The 17,113-nt window shown below is 59.7% G+C and carries 16 protein-coding genes; 3 read left to right on the top strand and 13 right to left on the bottom strand.

Features of this window, described 5'->3' with window-relative positions; genetic code table 11:
- Positions 1-143 precede the first annotated feature (143 nt).
- The 10 genes from BLX89_RS08710 to rpoZ all read right to left on the bottom strand — a co-directional run bounded on the left by BLX89_RS08710 (position 144) and on the right by rpoZ (position 10,934).
- Positions 144-2,483: a Tex family protein gene (locus tag BLX89_RS08710; protein WP_075290251.1), complete on the bottom strand. Its 2,340-nt coding sequence runs from the start codon at positions 2,481-2,483 to the stop codon at positions 144-146.
- A gap of 139 nt (positions 2,484-2,622) precedes the next feature.
- Positions 2,623-3,627, bottom strand: coding sequence for a glutathione S-transferase family protein (locus tag BLX89_RS08705; protein WP_075290250.1), 1,005 nt, complete (start codon positions 3,625-3,627; stop codon positions 2,623-2,625).
- 278 nt (positions 3,628-3,905) lie between these two features.
- Positions 3,906-4,841, bottom strand: a complete 936-nt coding sequence (era, locus tag BLX89_RS08700) for a GTPase Era (protein ID WP_075290434.1) — start codon at positions 4,839-4,841, stop codon at positions 3,906-3,908.
- A gap of 130 nt (positions 4,842-4,971) precedes the next feature.
- Entirely contained in the window at positions 4,972-5,685 is a 714-nt protein-coding gene (gene rnc / locus BLX89_RS08695) for a ribonuclease III (protein WP_075290249.1), read from the bottom strand.
- A complete protein-coding gene (gene lepB, locus BLX89_RS08690; RefSeq protein ID WP_075290248.1) occupies positions 5,682-6,425 on the bottom strand; it encodes a signal peptidase I in 744 nt (247 codons plus the stop codon). Before lepB ends, rnc begins: the two co-directional genes overlap by 4 nt.
- A 165-nt stretch (positions 6,426-6,590) precedes the next feature.
- A complete protein-coding gene (acpS, locus tag BLX89_RS08685; protein ID WP_075290247.1) occupies positions 6,591-7,010 on the bottom strand; it encodes a holo-ACP synthase in 420 nt (139 codons plus the stop codon).
- Between the two features lie 52 nt (positions 7,011-7,062).
- Positions 7,063-7,635 carry a DUF2062 domain-containing protein gene (locus tag BLX89_RS08680; RefSeq protein WP_075290246.1) on the bottom strand — a complete coding sequence of 191 codons (573 nt, stop codon included), beginning with the start codon at positions 7,633-7,635 and terminating at the stop codon, positions 7,063-7,065.
- Positions 7,636-7,813: 178 nt separating this feature from the next.
- Positions 7,814-7,966 (bottom strand): DUF3563 family protein, encoded by a 153-nt coding sequence (locus tag BLX89_RS08675; protein ID WP_075290432.1) that lies wholly within the window; start codon positions 7,964-7,966, stop codon positions 7,814-7,816.
- Positions 7,967-8,144: 178 nt separating this feature from the next.
- Positions 8,145-10,361 carry a RelA/SpoT family protein gene (locus BLX89_RS08670; protein WP_075290245.1) on the bottom strand — a complete coding sequence of 739 codons (2,217 nt, stop codon included), beginning with the start codon at positions 10,359-10,361 and terminating at the stop codon, positions 8,145-8,147.
- A 165-nt stretch (positions 10,362-10,526) separates the two neighbouring features.
- Positions 10,527-10,934 carry a DNA-directed RNA polymerase subunit omega gene (gene rpoZ, locus BLX89_RS08665; protein WP_075290244.1) on the bottom strand — a complete coding sequence of 136 codons (408 nt, stop codon included), beginning with the start codon at positions 10,932-10,934 and terminating at the stop codon, positions 10,527-10,529.
- A 717-nt stretch (positions 10,935-11,651) separates the two neighbouring features.
- Between rpoZ and BLX89_RS08660 the strand changes: the two genes are divergently transcribed.
- Positions 11,652-12,230, top strand: a complete 579-nt coding sequence (locus tag BLX89_RS08660) for a LabA-like NYN domain-containing protein (protein WP_075290243.1) — start codon at positions 11,652-11,654, stop codon at positions 12,228-12,230.
- A 75-nt stretch (positions 12,231-12,305) separates the two neighbouring features.
- On the opposite strand, the gene smpB is transcribed toward BLX89_RS08660, so the two are convergent.
- The 3 genes from smpB to BLX89_RS25330 form a co-directional block, all read right to left on the bottom strand.
- A complete protein-coding gene (gene smpB / locus BLX89_RS08655) occupies positions 12,306-12,782 on the bottom strand; it encodes an SsrA-binding protein SmpB (RefSeq protein WP_075290242.1) in 477 nt (158 codons plus the stop codon).
- Positions 12,782-13,666: a 4-hydroxy-tetrahydrodipicolinate synthase gene (dapA, locus tag BLX89_RS08650; RefSeq protein ID WP_075290241.1), complete on the bottom strand. Its 885-nt coding sequence runs from the start codon at positions 13,664-13,666 to the stop codon at positions 12,782-12,784. Before dapA ends, smpB begins: the two co-directional genes overlap by 1 nt.
- A gap of 176 nt (positions 13,667-13,842) precedes the next feature.
- On the bottom strand, positions 13,843-13,977 hold the full coding sequence (locus BLX89_RS25330) for a hypothetical protein (RefSeq protein ID WP_280950570.1): 135 nt from the start codon (positions 13,975-13,977) through the stop codon (positions 13,843-13,845).
- A gap of 10 nt (positions 13,978-13,987) precedes the next feature.
- Between BLX89_RS25330 and BLX89_RS08645 the strand changes: the two genes are divergently transcribed.
- Both BLX89_RS08645 and BLX89_RS08640 read left to right on the top strand, forming a co-directional pair.
- Positions 13,988-16,072, top strand: coding sequence for a lytic transglycosylase domain-containing protein (locus BLX89_RS08645; protein WP_075290430.1), 2,085 nt, complete (start codon positions 13,988-13,990; stop codon positions 16,070-16,072).
- 105 nt (positions 16,073-16,177) lie between these two features.
- Positions 16,178-17,086 carry an alpha/beta fold hydrolase gene (locus tag BLX89_RS08640; protein WP_245292795.1) on the top strand — a complete coding sequence of 303 codons (909 nt, stop codon included), beginning with the start codon at positions 16,178-16,180 and terminating at the stop codon, positions 17,084-17,086.
- Positions 17,087-17,113: the final 27 nt, after the last annotated feature.

Below are 17,113 nucleotides of genomic sequence, written 5' to 3'. Positions count from 1 at the left end.
ACGCATCCGGGAGTGTCAACAGCACACAGCCAAGCACAACCGGAAGGTTTTGTCTCGTACTGTTTTCACGTCATGCAAAAGCCGGCCGCGAACGCAGCCGGCCCGGCTTTCAAGCATGTGTCAGGTGCGTGCCGACGCGCCGGCTATTTGCGCTTTATTGCCTCTGCGAGCGCCGCGCCAAAGGCGCCTTGGGCAGGTGCCTGCGGCTTGCTCTGTGCAGGCTTGAACGTCTGCGGGCGGCCGCCCTGCGGTTTTGCGTTGCGGGTATCGCCGTTTGACGCGCGATTACCTGACTCTGCGCCACCATCCTTGCGCATGGTGAGGCCGATACGCTTGCGGGGGACGTCGACCTCGGTCACGCGAACCTGCACGACATCGCCGGCCTTCACGACTTCATGCGGGTCCTTGACGAAACGATCGGCGAGCTGGGAGACGTGAACAAGACCATCCTGATGCACGCCGATATCGACGAAGGCACCGAAGGCGGCGACATTGGTCACCGTCCCTTCCAAGAGCATGCCGGGCTTCAGATCCTTGATGTCATCAATGCCATCGGCGAACGTTGCGGTCTTGAAGCTCGGGCGCGGGTCGCGGCCCGGCTTTTCGAGTTCCGACAGGATGTCCTTCACGGTCGGCAGGCCGAAGCGCTCGTCGACGAAGACGCGCGGATCGAGCGCCTTCAAAACGGAACTGTCACCCATGATGGCGCGCAGGTCGCGGCCGCAGGCGGCGACGATCTTCTTGGCGACGCCGTAGGCTTCCGGGTGCACCGCAGAAGCATCCAGCGGCTCCTTGCCATTGGGGATGCGCAGGAAGCCGGCGCATTGTTCGAAGGTGCGGGCACCGAGGCGCGGAACCTTCATCAGTTCCTTGCGGCTTTCAAACGGGCCAGTGGCATCACGATGGGCGACGATGGCTTCGGCGGAGGATTTTCCGAGACCCGACACCCGGGCGAGCAACGGGGCGGAAGCGGTGTTGAGATCGACGCCAACGGCATTCACGGCATCTTCAACGACAGCATCGAGCGAGCGGCTGAGGCGGCCCTGATCGACATCGTGCTGATACTGGCCGACGCCGATCGACTTCGGATCGATCTTGACGAGTTCGGCCAACGGGTCCTGCAGGCGGCGAGCGATGGAGACGGCGCCGCGGAGCGACACGTCGAGACCGGGAAATTCATCGGCGGCCGCTTGCGAGGCGGAGTAGACGGAGGCACCGGCTTCCGAGACGATGACCTTGGTGGGTTTCGGCGCGGGCATCTGGGCCAGCATATCGGCGACGAGGCGCTCGGTCTCGCGGCTGCCGGTGCCGTTGCCGATGGCGATCAGCTCGATCTTGTGCTTGCGCACGAGGCTTGCAAGTTCCGCCTGGGTGCCGCGAATGTCGTTCTTCGGCGGGAAGGGATAGACAGTCGTGGTTTCGAGCAGCTTGCCGGTGCCATCAACGACGGCGACCTTGACGCCGGTGCGGATGCCGGGGTCGAGACCCATGGTGGCGCGCGAGCCGGCCGGCGCGGCAAGAAGCAGGTCCTTGAGGTTGCGGGCGAAGACGTGGATTGCTTCCTCTTCAGCCCGCTCGCGCAACTCGCGCATCAGGTCGAGCGACAGCGACATGGAGAGCTTGACGCGCCATGTCCAGCCGATCACCTCCATCAACCACTGATCGCCCGGCAGCGTGCCTCCGACCATATAGGCGGCGGCAATGGTGCGCTCGACAGGCTTGACCGGGGACGTGTCATCCTGATCGACGACGATATCGACGGAAAGGACTTCCTCGTTCCAGCCGCGCAGCATGGCGAGCGCCCGGTGGCCGGGAACGGTCGCCCAGCGCTCGGAATGATCGAAGTAATCGGAAAACTTGGCGCCGGCTTCCTGCTTGCCATCGACCACGCGAGCGCGAAGGAAGGCAGCACTGCGCATATGCGTGCGCAGACGGCCAAGCAGATCCGCATTTTCGGTGATACCTTCGGCGATGATGTCGCGCGCGCCTTCCAGCGCCATCTTTACGTCGGTCACGTCGGCGGTCAGAAACGCCGTCGCACGTTCGGCAGGCGCGATGCGGCGATCAAGAAGGATCGCTTCTGCGAGGGGGCCGAGGCCACGTTCGCGCGCAATCTCCGCCTTGGTGCGGCGCTTGGGCTTGTAGGGCAGATAGATGTCTTCAAGTTCCGCCTTGGTGGTGACGGCAGCGATCTTGGCCGTCAGCTCGTCGGTCAGCTTGTCCTGGCTGCGGATCGAATCCAGGATCGCGGCGCGGCGGGCTTCCAGTTCGCGCAGGTAGACGAGCCTTTCGGAGAGCGTGCGCAACTGCGTATCATCGAGACCGCCGGTGACCTCCTTGCGGTAACGGGCGATGAAGGGAACGGTCGCACCCTCGTCAAGCAGCTCGACCGCAGCGATCACCTGCGCCGGGGTGGCGTTAACCTCACGGGCGATGATGATGGCGATCGGCGTTGCGGAAGCGGATTTGGCAGAGCTGGTCATGGTATCCCGTCAGATGAGGCCCGTCACATGAGGCAAGTACGGCGGACCATAGATGTGCAGAGCATCAAGGCCAAGTGAGGGCGTGAACACCCTCCCCGACTTCCACAGGTCGATGCGGGATTATGACGACAGCCGGAGCCTACGAACGCTTGCGGAACACGCCTTCGCCGTTCAACCGCGCCCTGTCATGCGGCCGATTGAAATCAAGGACCGGGCCGACGGGGACGATCTGTGTCGGGTTGATATGGGCGATGGAATAATAGCCGCGCTTGATCTGGTCGATCTTCACGGTCTCGGAAATGCCCGGCCACTGATAGATTTCACGAAGGTAGTTCGAGAGATTGGGGTAATCCTCGAGCCGACGGATGTTGCACTTGAACACGCCGTTATAGGCGGTATCGAAACGGATCAGCGTGACGAACAGGCGGATATCGGCTTCGGTCAGGTGTGAGCCCGCGACATAGCGGTTCTCGGCCAGATGGGCTTCGAGCGTGTCCAGCATCTCGAAGACATCCGCGACGGCGGCCTCATAGGAGCTTTGCGTCTTGGCAAAGCCCGCGCGGTAGACGCCGTTGTTGACCTTGTCATAGATCGGCGCGTTCCAGTGGTCGATTTCGGCGCGCAACGGCTCGGGATAGAAATCGAGATCATTGTCGGTCAGGTGATCGAAGGCGCTGTTGAGGATGCGCAGGATATCGGCCGATTCGTTGTTGACGATCCGGCCCTCCTTCAGATCCCAGAGAACCGGAACCGAGACCTTGCCGGTGTAATGCGGATCGGAGGCGGCATAGAGTTCGTACTGGTAGCGGATCTTGCCGACACGCTCACCGGCATCCTGCGGCTCGCTATAGGTCCAGCCGCTTTCGCCAAGCTCGGGCTCGGAGACGGAAAGGCCGATGATCTCTTCCAGGCCTTTCAGCTTGCGCATCATCAGCGTGCGCGAGGCCCAGGGGCAGAGATAGGAGACGAAGAGTTTGTAGCGCCCCGCTTCGGCCGGCAGGCCGGGCTGGCCGTCGGGGCCTTCAGAACCATCTGGCGTGATCCAGTTGCGGAAGCTGGTCGGCTCGCGATGAAAGGCGCCGCCCTTCATCTCGCTTGCGGCGACATCGCCCTTTTCCCACTTTCCATCGACCAGCTGCGGCATGCGTCACTCCCTCGACCAAGGCGCAGCACTTGCGCGCCGCATGATCATGACGTGTCACACAGAGACAGGGGCCACAAGCCAGCGGGTTTAAGACAGACTGTTCGATGATTGGGCACGGTACGGTCCTTCTCCCCGCGTGCGGGGAGAAGGTGCCCGAAGGGCGGATGAGGGGCAATGCCCGGCATTCTCAAGGATGAGAGTTATGCCCCTCACCCTAGCCCTCTCCCCGCTCGCGGGGAGAGGGGACGATAGCGTTTGCGGCACAGTGGCCTGCTGCATTACCCGCGCGGAAACTCCAGCCCCATTTCGCGGAAACGCTCGGGATCGTCGCCCCAGTTTTCACGCACCTTCACGAACAGGAAGAGATGAACGGGCTGTTCCAGGATTTCCGACAACTCCTTACGCGACGCCATGGAGATGGCTTTGATCGCTTCGCCGTTGCGGCCGAGCGCGATCTTCTTCTGGCTGTCACGCTCGACGTAAATCACCTGTTCGATGCGCACGGAGCCATCCTTGCGCTCCTCCCACTTTTCCGTCTCGACATGAGAGGAATAGGGAAGCTCCTGATGCAGGCGCAGAAACAGCTTTTCGCGGGTGATTTCGGCAGCGAGCTGGCGCATCGGCAGGTCGGAAATCTGGTCTTCCGGATAATACCAGGGGCCCTCCGGCAGCTCGGTGGCGAGGTAGTCCATGACGTCCTCGCAGCCCGAACCGTTGAGCGCCGAGATCATGAAGGTGCGATCAAAATTGACGAACTCGTTGACGGCGGCAGCAAGCTTCAGCAGGTCTTCGCGCGAAACCTGATCGATCTTGTTCAAGACAAGGATTTTGCGCTGCGGCACTTCCTTCAGGCCTTCGAGAATGGTCTCGGCATCGCCCTTCAGGCCGCGCTCGCTGTCGATCAGAAGCATGATGACATCGGCATCCTTGGCGCCGCCCCAGGCGGTCGTGACCATGGCGCGGTCGAGCCGACGGCGCGGCTTGAAGATGCCGGGCGTGTCCATGAAGACAATCTGGGCATTGTTGTGGATGGCGATGCCGCGCACGATGGCGCGCGTCGTCTGCACCTTGTGGCTGACGATCGACACCTTGGCGCCGACGAGGCGATTGACCAGCGTCGACTTGCCGGCATTGGTCGCGCCGATCAGGGCGACGAAGCCCGAACGGGTTGCAACAGCTTCGGTCTCGGCGGTGTCTTTGATCTCTTCGGTCATGGTCTCGGTCAAATCCAAATGGCGGCGGACATCCCGTCCGGCGCAGGGTTTTATTGCTGCGGGCACCAGCCCGGATGTTCTGTTTAAATCGGTCTTGCTTACGGGCGCAAAGGGCGCTCTGACTGTTATTCTACTTGAGTTCGGAGGCCTTCCAGACCCCTTCCCTCTCCAGAACCTTCGTCGCGGCCACCTGCTCGGCGGCGCGCTTGGAACGGTCGGTTCCGGTTTCGGGCGCTGTGCCCGCAATCTCGACCGTCACCGTGAAGCGCGGATCATGGTCCGGGCCGGAACGCTCGTCAACGCGGTAGCTTGGCGCCACGCCGAATTTCGCATGGGCCCATTCCTGCAACTCCGTCTTGGCATCACGGCGGGCACCATCGGCACGAACCGCACGCGCACCCCAATGACGCAACACAAAGCCGCGGGCAGCCTCAAGCCCGCCATCCAGATAGATCGCGGCGATGAGCGATTCGACCACATCAGCGCGGATGTTGAGCATATGTTTGCCGGTAACGCGCTTCACGTCGGCACCGGTGCGAATGTAAAGATGAAGTTCCAGCGCGTCGGCCACGACAGCGCAGCTTTCCGCGCTGACAAGCTGGTTGAGACGCACAGAAAGCTCGCCTTCCGTTGCCTCGCGAAACGTCTGGAACAGAAGCTCTGCAATGCAAAGCCCGAGCACGCGGTCGCCCAGAAACTCCAGGCGTTCGTAGTTCGAGCCCTTGGCGTTGCGGGCGCTGGAATGGGTGAGTGCCCGGTCCAGCCGCTCCTGCTGAACGAAATGATAGCCGATCGCGGTTTCAAGCGTGTGCCGGTTTTCCGCGTTCAGTGGCTTCCTGATCATTGCACGCTCTTGAACAGGCGGTCGTAACGCAGGTTGGTCGGCCACTTCCAGATTTCGCGGAAGGAGGTGTCGTTGCCGAGCGAGAAGAAGATCATGCTGGCGCGACCGACAAGGTTTTCCGCCGGAACGAAGCCGACATCGAAGCGGCTGTCGGCGGAGTTGTCGCGGTTGTCGCCCATCATGAAATAATGGCCTTCCGGCACGATGAACTCGCGGGTGTTATCGCCACGACTGTCCGGAAACTGGTCCAGCGTGTCGAAAGTCACGCCATTGTCGAGCGTTTCGCGATAGACCGGTACATCAGCGCCCGTGTCATACTGGTCGTCGGCGCGAAACACCCCGTCTGCCACACGCTCGACGGGCTTGTCGTTCACATAGAGGACGCTGTCACGCACCTGCACCCGGTCGCCCGGCAGACCGATCAGGCGCTTGATGTAGTCGATGTCGGGGTTGGGCGGGAAACGGAAGACGACGACGTCGCCACGCTCCGGCTCGCTTGCAAAGATGCGGCCTTCGAAGAGGTCCGGCGAGAACGGCAGCGAGTATTTCGAATAACCGTAGGCGAACTTGTTGACGAAGATATAGTCACCGACCAGAAGCGTCGGCATCATCGAGCCCGAGGGAATGGTGAAGGGCTGGAAGAACACGGTGCGGATCACCACGGCGAGCAACAATGCCTGGATGATGACCTTGACGTTTTCCCACAGGCCACCCTGGCTTTTTTCAATCTTCTCTGCCACGCCGTTCTTTCCTTGTGTGCTGTTTCACGCCGCCCTTCAGATAGGATCGGGCTCTGCGAAAGTCAGCCGGTGTTTTCACTTAAAATCCGTCGGAACGATGTTCGCTCAGCAAGGGATTATGCAAATAATACGCTCCTCAAGGCGGAGCGTTGTTTGAGACATGCTCTAAACGTTTCCCGATGCCGGAGCAACGGGCAGCGCCTCGATTATCACGAAGGCCTGCGCCAGGGGAAAATCATCGGTAATCGTCAGGTGGATCACGGCACGATGACCTTCGGGGGTCATTGCGCTGAGACGCTCGGCTGCGCCCCCGGTGAGTTCCATGGTGGGCTTGCCGCCCGGCAGGTTGACTACACCCATATCCTTCCAGAAGACGCCGTTCGCAAGACCGGTGCCCAGCGCCTTGGAGCAGGCTTCCTTGGCCGCAAACCGCTTGGCGTAGGATTCCGCCCGGTTCTTGCGCCCCTCGGATTTGCGAATTTCGACCTCGGTGAAACAACGCTGGGTGAAACGCTCCCCGAAACGTTCGATCGAGCCGGCGATGCGGCGGATGTCGATCAGGTCACTTCCGATGCCTATAATCATGTGATCTCACTTGCTGGACCCGCGCGCGCGGCAACCGGTCGATTTCACTGGCTCACGACTTGTCCGATGACTGGAAAGCGGGCGTGCGCAGCAAACGGCGTGCCTGCCGACGTTGCTGGAACATCCGCGCCGCGACATAGGCAAGCGTATAGAAGACGATAGCGCTCGTAAGCGCGAGCGGAATGGCTCCCACGAGCATAGGCTTCAGAACGGGTTCCCAGAGATGCGAAAACTCCAGATGGCCAAGCATGTCAATAATTTCATGGCCGGAAAGCGTCTGGTGGCTTTCGACGCCCAGAACGGCGACACCCGCTTCATAGGTCCCGGTCAGAATGAAGGGGATCGTCAGCGGATTGGCAATAGCCGTTGCAAGGGCCGCGGCAATCAGATTGCCCGACAGCAGGTAAGCAACTCCCACGGCGAGGATGATGTGAAGTCCGAGAAAAGGTGTGGCCGAGGATGCGGCACCGGCGGCGACACCCACCGCGATGCAATGCGGCGTTGAAGACAGCCGCAGCACCCTGAGAGTCATATAGCGCAATCCACGCGAAAAACCCTTTCGCGGCCAGAGAAAGGCACGAACCCTGCCCGCAAGGGTCGCCGGTTTTCTGCGACGGAACAACATAGGATGCTTGATAGACGAAGACCACGGCAGGAGACAATGCCGAAGGCGACAGATGAGGGTCAAATCGACGCGACCGACGCCTGGCCAAACCCGCACACTTGCGCGCCTGCATGACCAGTCATTCGCACATCGCATAGCTCCTGACCGCCCTCAATGGGCGGTCGGAGATTTCCGGCGATCAGAAACCGCTACGGAAAAGGCCGCGATCGATCTGACGCTGGCGATATTCGAGATCGATGCGATCGACAGAACCGTTGAGATAGCTCAATTCGCGTTCTTCGACAGACGGGCCACGCAGGGCGCCGGTGAACTTCTTCAATTGCTTGAACATGGTAAACCTCTTTTCGTTTACCTCCCGAGCATGAAGATAGGTGAGCAACTGCTTTTCTACCAGCGCCGGATACTGCCAGCAGCCATGCACCAGACGCATGGGCAGCCCATCCCGCCGTCATCATCCGCCTATTTATGGGGCAATCGCCCCATAACCAAGCAGAAACAGCGACTTCTAACTATTCGAACACGCGCTTGACGGTCGACACGCTCGGCAGATCTCGTATCTGAGAGAGCAAATGATTGAGCTGACGCAAATCCCAGACTTCCACATCGATCTGGAATTCGCTGAAATCGGCGGCGACCCGTCCCATGGTGAGGCCGCGAATGTTGATATCGCTGGTCGCGATCGCCTGGGCGATTTCGGCAAGCGTGCCAGGCTCATTCAGGGCATTGATCTGGATACGGGCCATGAAGCGGGTGTTGTTGGCTTCATCGAGATCCCAGCGCACGTCGATCCAGCGCTCAGATTCCTCGTCGAACTTCTGCAGGCTCGGCGACTGGATCGGATAGATGGTGATGCCCTTGTCCCTGTCCATGATGCCGACGATACGGTCGCCGGGCACGGCGCCGGATGCGCTGAAATGCACCTCCGCCTCGCCGGAAAGCCCGCGGATGGGCAAAGCTTCCGGTCCCGCACTTTCCTCGAACATATCCTTGGGACGTTCGGGCAGCTTGAACACCATGCCGGCGGCGCTGCGCATGTTGAACCAGCCCTGATCGACGGGCTTGACGGTCACCCGTTCATCCTGGTGATCGGGATGAACGGCGCGCAGGACGTCGAGCGACGAAAGCTCCCCTCGCCCGACGGCGGCGATCGCATCCTCGACATCCTTCTGGCCAAGCCGGTGAAGGACCGGCTTCAGGCCTTCGCGGGTAAAGGTTTTGCCGGCGCGCTCGAAGGTGCGCTCCAGAATGCGATATCCGAGTCCGGAATATTGCTTGCGGATGGCGGCACGGGTTGCGCGGCGGATGGCGGCACGCGCCTTGCCGGTCACCACGATCTCTTCCCAGGCTGCCGGCGGCACCTGAATGCCCGAGCGAACGATCTCCACCTCATCGCCATTCGAAAGACGGGTGACAAGCGGCATGATGCGACCGTTGATCTTGGCGCCCACACAGGTATCCCCGATATTGGTATGCACCGCATAAGCGAAATCGATGGGGGTCGCGCCGCGCGGCAGCGCGATCAGTTGCCCCTTCGGCGTGAAGCAGAAGACCTGATCCTGAAACAATTCTAGCTTCGTGTGCTCCAGAAACTCTTCCGGATTGTCGCCTTCCGCGAGCGATTCAATGGTCCGGCGGAGCCATGAATAGGCATTCGAGCCGGGCGACAGCTTCACGTCTCCCGAGGCCTCGCTGCCATCCTTGTAGAGCGTATGGGCGGCAATCCCGTATTCGGCGATCTCGTGCATCCAGCGGGTGCGGATCTGCAGTTCGATACGCTGACGGGAAGGGCCGACGATCGTCGTGTGGATCGACTGGTAGTCGTTCTGCTTCGGCGTGGAGATGTAATCCTTGAACCGGCCGGGTACGACGCGCCAACGGGTATGGACGATGCCGAGCGCACGATAACACGCGGGAATGTCATCGACGATGATGCGGAAGCCCCACACGTCGGACAATTGCTCGAAGGAGAGCGACTTGGACTGCATCTTCTTGAAGACGGAGTAAGGCTTCTTCTGGCGCCCCTTGACGAGGGGATCGGTGAGCCCCTTGACTGCCAGAAGCTCGCGAAGTTCGTCCTCGATCTTCTTGATCAACCCCTCATTTCGGGTGGAAAGCTCTTCAAGCCGCCTCGTGACGGTCTCGAACGCCTCGGGATTGATGTGACGGAAGGAGAGGTTTTCCAGCTCCTCGCGCATGTCCTGCATACCCATGCGGCCAGCCAAGGGCGCATAGATTTCCATCGTCTCCTCGGAAATGCGGGCACGCTTTTCCGCCGACATATGGTCCAGGGTTCGCATGTTGTGCAGGCGATCCGCCAGCTTGACCAGCAGCACGCGGACGTCATCGGAAATCGCAAGCAGGAGCTTGCGCAGGTTTTCGGCCTGCTTGGCCTTTTTGGTCACGAGATCGAGTTTCTTGATCTTCGTGAGACCTTCTACCAGTGCGCCGATGTCCTCGCCGAAAAGTTCATCGATCTCGGCACGGGTGGCCGTGGTGTCCTCGATCGTATCGTGGAGCAGCGCGACCGCAATGGTCGACTCGTCCAGATGCATCTCGGTCAGGATGGCCGCGACTTCGAGGGGATGGGAAATGTAAGGGTCGCCGCTCGCCCGTTTCTGCTGGCCATGCTTCTGCATGGCGTAGACATAGGCCTTGTTCAGCAGGGCCTCGTTGACATCGGGCTTGTATTTTTGAACGCGCTCAACGAGCTCGTACTGGCGCATCATTTCCTGAACAGCTCCCGGGGAAGGCTTGAAAAAACAAACGGCGCGCCAATCATAGGAGTGGCGCACCGCTTTGCAAAGTCAGCTGCTTGCGTCAAACGGCGCGATCGCAGCTTGCGATACGCCGTTGGCAGGGGGCGCGCAAACCGCGCCTCGCCTTTTTCAGTATCAGTAGTCGTCGCTCTTTTCCGGCGGAACGAGACCTTCGATGCCGGCCAGCAGTTCCTCTTCGGACATGCGATCGAAGGTTACGACTTCGGGCTGATCCTCATCCTCGGACTGATCGGCAAAAACCGTCGCTGCCTCGTTGGCGATCATCGAAGCCGGATCGGGCTCGGGCTCATCGACCTCGACATGCTTCTGAAGCGAGTGAATCAGATCTTCCTTCAGATCGCCCGGAGACAGGGTTTCATCCGCGATTTCGCGCAGTGCTACAACCGGGTTCTTGTCGTTGTCGCGATCGACGGTGATTGCAGCGCCCTGCGAGATGAGGCGCGCGCGGTGGCTTGCCAGCAGCACGAGTTCGAAACGGTTATCGACCTTGTCGATGCAATCTTCAACGGTGACGCGAGCCATTGCCTGTCCTTTGGGTCTTGAGTGCGCGGTGCGTTCACGAAGGGGAACTGCCGGCCGTGCGATTGACAACATCGGAGCCCGCATCCAGCCGTCGGCGGACGGTACGCTTGGCTCCAATTTTCGGAATTAACCTGCCCGATACAATCAAAAGCCGGCAAATTCAAGTTTTTCCTTTGGAGGCCACAAAAAGATATCCGCGGGGATTCAGGACATTTGCATGAAAGAATCGCCTCGCGAAGTCTCGAAACAAGACGCATAAGTTGAGTGTCTGCGCCTTTAAGACACCGTTGCTCCCGCTTGATGGATCGCTTCGGAGCACCCGATCCGTCGCGAACGCGTGGCAGAACGAATATGAGCGTTTCATAGAAGTCGCTGATATCCTTTGACTTCTACAAGAATGATGATTGAATGCGGGTGGGGGAGAAAGAGTTGGATTTCTGGAATGCAACGGCCGACGAAGGCGCGCAAAAGTTTTATGCCTTCGGAATATCCTTGTGGGGGAAAAAATACTAAAAAATGCCTCATTGATGATCTTATTTGAAAAATCCTGCGAAAACTCGCACTTTCGCCATTAAATTTGTTGGTTTAAGTCGAGCCTCGAACCCGGTTCATGAACCCAAAAAAATCTCTTAATGTTAATAGATTCTCTGCTTCAGCGCCTGTTTTTCGCTCGCTCAGATTGAACAAAAACATTGAGACAACAAAAGGAATACTCATATGTTCGATCCACGCGAGAAAATCGCGCTTTTTATCGATGGTGCAAATTTATATGCGGCGTCAAAGAGCCTGGGTTTCGACATTGATTACCGCAAGCTGTTGAAGGCCTTCCAGAAGCGGGGTTACCTGCTGCGCGCCTACTACTACACCGCGCTGATCGAAGATCAGGAATACTCGTCGATCCGCCCGTTGATCGACTGGCTGGACTATAACGGCTACAAGGTGGTGACCAAGCCCGCCAAGGAATTCACCGACTCGCTCGGCCGTCGCAAGATCAAGGGCAACATGGATATCGAGCTTGCCATCGATGCGATGGAACAGGCCGAAACGGTCGATCATCTGGTGATTTTCTCCGGCGACGGCGACTTCACCACGCTTGTAGAAGCGCTTCAGCGCAAGGGTCGCAAGGTTTCCGTCGTCTCGACCATGTCGACGCAGCCGCCCATGATTGCCGACGATCTGCGCCGGCAGGCGGATCACTTCATCGAACTGATGACCTTGAAATCCGAAGTCGGACGCGACCCATCGGAGCGGCCCGCAAGACTGCCGGAATCCTTGGGTATCGGCGGAGACGAATAAACGTCGATATCACACCGCTCCGCAAAGCCGGAGCGGTGGCGTGACGTGGCTTCGCTGCGCCGATCGACGAAGGGATCAATGATCCTTCAAAAGCCGGCTTCTTTGCCGGTTCCAGTCGCGTTCTTTTTCGCTTTCGCGCTTGTCGTGCAGCTTTTTGCCCTTGCCCAGAGCCAGCTCCATTTTGGCGCGGCCCTTCTCGTTAAAATAGATTTTCAACGGAACGAGCGTCATGCCATCGCGATTGATGGCGCCACGCAGGCGATTGATCTCGCGTTTCGAGAGCAGCAATTTGCGACGGCGGCGCGGCTCGTGATTGAACCGGTTGGCCTGCAGATATTCCGGGAGATAGGCGTTGATGAGCCACATCTCCCCGCCTTCGTCCGAAGCGTAGGATTCCGCAATATTGGCCTTGCCCTCGCGCAGCGACTTCACCTCGGTGCCGCTCAGAACAAGGCCAGCCTCGTAGGTATCGACGATCTCATAGTTGAAGCGGGCCTTCCGGTTTTCCGCCACAACCTTGTTGACCACGCGCTGGCTGCCCTTGGGTGCCATCAGTTCATCAGCCCCGCATGGCGTAGCGCCGCATCAAGTGCGGTTTCCGTCGCCGGTTCGAGTGTCGACACAAGCGGGGAACGAACCGTGCGGCTCAGGCCGCGCAGCTTGTGCAGCGCATATTTTGCACCACAGAGGCCTGGCTCCATGAAGATTGCCTTGTGCAGCGGCATCAGCTTGTCCTGATAGGCGAGTGCCTTGGCATAGTCACCGGCAAGCGTCGCCTCCTGGAACTCGGCGCAGAGGCGAGGCGCGACGTTTGCCGTAACCGAGATGCAACCGACGCCGCCATGGGCGTTGAAGCCAAGCGCGGTCGCGTCTTCGCCGGAGAGCTGAACGAAATCCGGGCCACAGGCCATGCGCTGCTCCGAAACACGCTCGATCTTGCCGGTTGCATCCTTGACGCCCATGATCGAGGGATACGCCTTATGCAGCGCCGCCATCGTTTCCACGCTCATGTCCACGACGGAGCGACCGGGAATATTGTAGATGACGATCGGCAGCTTCACGCTTTCCGCAATAGCCGCATAGTGGGCGAAGAGGCCCTTCTGCGTTGGCTTGTTGTAGTACGGTGTAACGACAAGGATTGCGTCGGCGCCTGCCTTTTCGGCATGTTGCGCGAGTTCGACGGCTTCGGTGGTGTTGTTGGAACCGGCGCCTGCGATCACCGGTACACGACCGGCTGCGGTCTTGATGCAGAGTTCAACCACCCGTTTGTGCTCGGCATGGGACAGGGTCGGCGATTCGCCGGTCGTGCCGACGGGCACGAGACCGTGGCTTCCTTCCGCGATCTGCCATTCCACATGAGCAACGAAGCTTTCCTCATCGACGGCACCGGTGGCCGTGAACGGGGTAACGAGTGCGGGAATTGATCCCTTGAACATCAACGACTCCTGACGGCCCGGGTTGCGCGAAAAACCAACCCACGCTTTGGCCGCATTTCTTGGTTAGAAAACTGGCGCACCATAATCATGTGAAATGGCTGCGGCAAGCATCTATACGGCATTCGCGCGTCGCATATCCACTTGCATGCATGCGCGAATACTTCGTTCCGCCGCCGTCAAAGTTCGGCAGGCGGATTTAAGTTCGCAAGCACAGGACCAGCATTAGGGGGATATTTGTCGAATTCTATCTTTCCCGGTAAGCTTTCGTTAGCAATTGCAGCAGCAAATGAGGGAAGATTGCTGGCGATCATGGGGCGCTTCATGCGTGCTTACGGTTTATCCCGGTTAACGGTTGCAGTGGTATGCGCATCGAGTGCTCTGCTTGCCGCGCCGTCGGCCTCCGCCTTCGACGGCAGCGCGCCCCTGCCCCGCGCCCGGCCGGACTCGTCACTGCAAACAGGCTTCGCCCCCGCACGCGCGGACCTGACCGGTTCGATCGCCGCAGCGACCGGCACTATCGTCACCAATTCATCTTTGAAGCAGGGGCTTGATGCGCTTTCCGACCGGAAAGCTGCCGATGCTATCGCCATTCGCGATGGCATGCCAAAGAACACGCTCGACCGGCATATCCTTACCTGGGCGATCGCACTCTCTGCGCAAAGGGGTGTTCCCTCCTTTGAGATCGCAGCAGCCCAGCAGGAGCTCAAAGGCTGGCCCGGTCTATCAGCGCTGAGGGCGAATTCGGAGCGGGCGCTGGCACGCGAAACCCCTCCGGCAGAAGACGTCATTGCAGCATTTGGCAACAGTCGACCCGAAACGGCGGAAGGCACGCTGGCGCTTGCCCGTGCCCGCATGCAAACCGGCGACAAGGCGGAAGCGACGAAACTTATCAGAACCCTCTGGTCGACAGAGCGGCTGGACACCGGCGTCGAAGACAAGATTCTTGCGGAGTTTTCCGATCTGCTCGCGACTGCCGGTCACCGCAAAAGGATGGAGATGCTGCTCTATCGCGGCAAATTCGAGCAGGCGGCCCGTTTCAGCGACCTTGGAAAGGCGCAATCCCTCTATCGGGCTTGGGTCGCCGTTGCGAAAAATGCCGGCAATGCGTCATCTTTGGTCTCTTCGGTCGATCCATCCTGGGCCAAGAGTTCCGCCTACCTGTTCATTCGTATCGAGCTCCTGCGAAAGCAGGAAAAATACGAACAGGCTGCCCAACTGCTTGCAAGCGTACCCAAAGAGACCGCCGATCTCGTCAACCCGGGTGAATGGTGGGTCGAACAACGCATCGTCAGCCGCGGTCTGCAGGACAAAGGTGACTTTACCAGTGCCTACAGGGTGGCGGCCAATCACTCCGCCCGGGATGCGAGCGATGTCGTGGATGCGGAGTTTCATGCCGGCTGGTATGCGCTGCGCGGCTTGAAGAAAGCCGAACTGGCCGCCGGGCATTTCCGCCGTATTCTCGATGTTTCGAACCGGCCGATTTCTGTTTCTCGCGCCTACTACTGGCTGGGTCGCGCTGCGGAAGCTGGCGCTACCGGTTCTGCCAGAGAGTATTTTTCAAAGGCTGCCCATTTTTCAGGGACCTTTTATGGCCAACTTGCGGCGTCGCGGCTGGGTGAAAACGCACTTGACGTCACCTATCCGTCCCCAACGGCAGAGGACCGTGCCGCCTTCGATAAGCGGGAAGCCGTGCAGGCCATAGCCCGGCTGGAAGCTGCGGGACATGGATGGCGCGCCGACAACCTCTATCGGGCGCTGGCCGAAGAACTGCAAAGCCCGGGGGAACTCTCCATCCTCGCCGCCCGCGCGGAAACGACCCGCGGACATCAGCTTTCGCTGCAGATCGGCAAGCTCGCCTTTGGCCGTGGCATCGACGTGGCGGCCCTCGCCTTTCCGCTTGGCGTCATCCCTGCAAGCGCTAATATCGGCGGATCGGGCAAAGCCCTCGCCTATGCGATCGCGCGCCAGGAGAGCGCCTTCAATCCCGCAGCGATTTCGCCTGCGAATGCGCGTGGCCTTCTCCAGATTCTTCCAGGCACGGCCAAGGGCATCGCGGCCCGGCATGGCCTTGCCTATTCCGGCGATCGCCTGACCACCGATGCGGCCTACAATGCGACCCTTGGCGCCCACTATCTCGGTGAGCAGATCGACAGTTTCGGCGGCTCCTACATCCTGACCTTCATTGCCTACAACGCCGGGCCGCGGCGCGTGCCAGAGTGGCTGAACCGATATGGCGATCCTCGCGGCAAACCGATCGACGAGGTTGTCGACTGGATCGAACGCATCCCGTTTGCGGAAACCCGCGGTTACGTTCAGCGTGTCATGGAAAATTATCAGGTCTACAAGGCGCGCCTCGGCCAGCGACCCGATATCGTGAAGGATCTGCGCATGGGACGAAACGGTTAAACCTCGTTTACCGCGTGCCTCGCGCCAGCTTTTCTTAAATGCCCCTGCCTTGACGGGGCCTTCAGAGCTTGCTCCTCTGCCGTGTGACGACAACCGTATTTGGCGATGACGTTCTGGAGGATGACCTTGGGACAGCCCGTTTTCACCGAGCATTTCATCCCGGCCGAAGACGGGCTCATGTTGTACGCAAGAGATTACAATAGCGCAGAGTTACCCGACGCAGGGCTGCCACCCGTGGTCTGCCTCGCGGGCTTAAGCCGAAACAGCCGTGATTTTCACCCGCTCGCGGTCTCGCTTTCATCCAATGGTCCACACGCCCGTCGGGTTGTCGCCATCGATTATCGGGGGCGCGGACTTTCCGAGCGCGACCCGGATAGCAGCCACTACCAGCTTCCGGTCGAAGCCGCTGATGTCGCCCATATCTGCGCTGCGCTCGGCATAGGCAAGGCAGACTTCATCGGCACATCGCGCGGCGGTCTGATCCTGCATCTCTTGGCCAACAGCAATCCCACCCTACTGAACCGGGTTGTTCTCAACGATATCGGTCCGGTGATCGAGCTTGCGGGGCTCCTTAACATCCGCGACTATCTGTCAAATCACCGACAATTCGACGACTGGGAGGAAGTCTCCCTGTATCTGGCGCATCTGCACGGAGCGGCCTTTCCGGCGCTTTCCCGGCAGGACTGGGATGAAATGGCGCAGGCACTCTATCGTCGACAAGGCAATGCCATTGTCGCGGATTTCGACCCCGCCCTTGTCAACGGCTTCAAGGACCTGACGCTGGAGACACAACTGGCTGATCTCTGGGCACTGTTCGAAGGCTTGAAACCCTGTCCCCTCTTGATCATACGCGGTGAAAATTCCGGGCTGCTGACAATGGAAACGGCCTTAGAAATGGCACACCGCCATCCCGATGCGACGCTACTGGAGGTCGAAGGACAAGGCCACGCCCCTCTTCTGCATTTTCCGGGGCCAAGACAAGCGATCGAACGTTTTCTCGCGAAACCGAGCTGAGCGCGCCATTTCAGGAAATCAATCGGA

This window comes from Pararhizobium arenae (assembly GCF_001931685.1).
GTDB classification, from domain to species: domain Bacteria; phylum Pseudomonadota; class Alphaproteobacteria; order Rhizobiales; family Rhizobiaceae; genus Pararhizobium; species Pararhizobium arenae.
The sequence above is the reverse complement of the archived record's forward strand: the minus strand, read 5'-3'. Positions and strand labels throughout refer to the sequence as shown.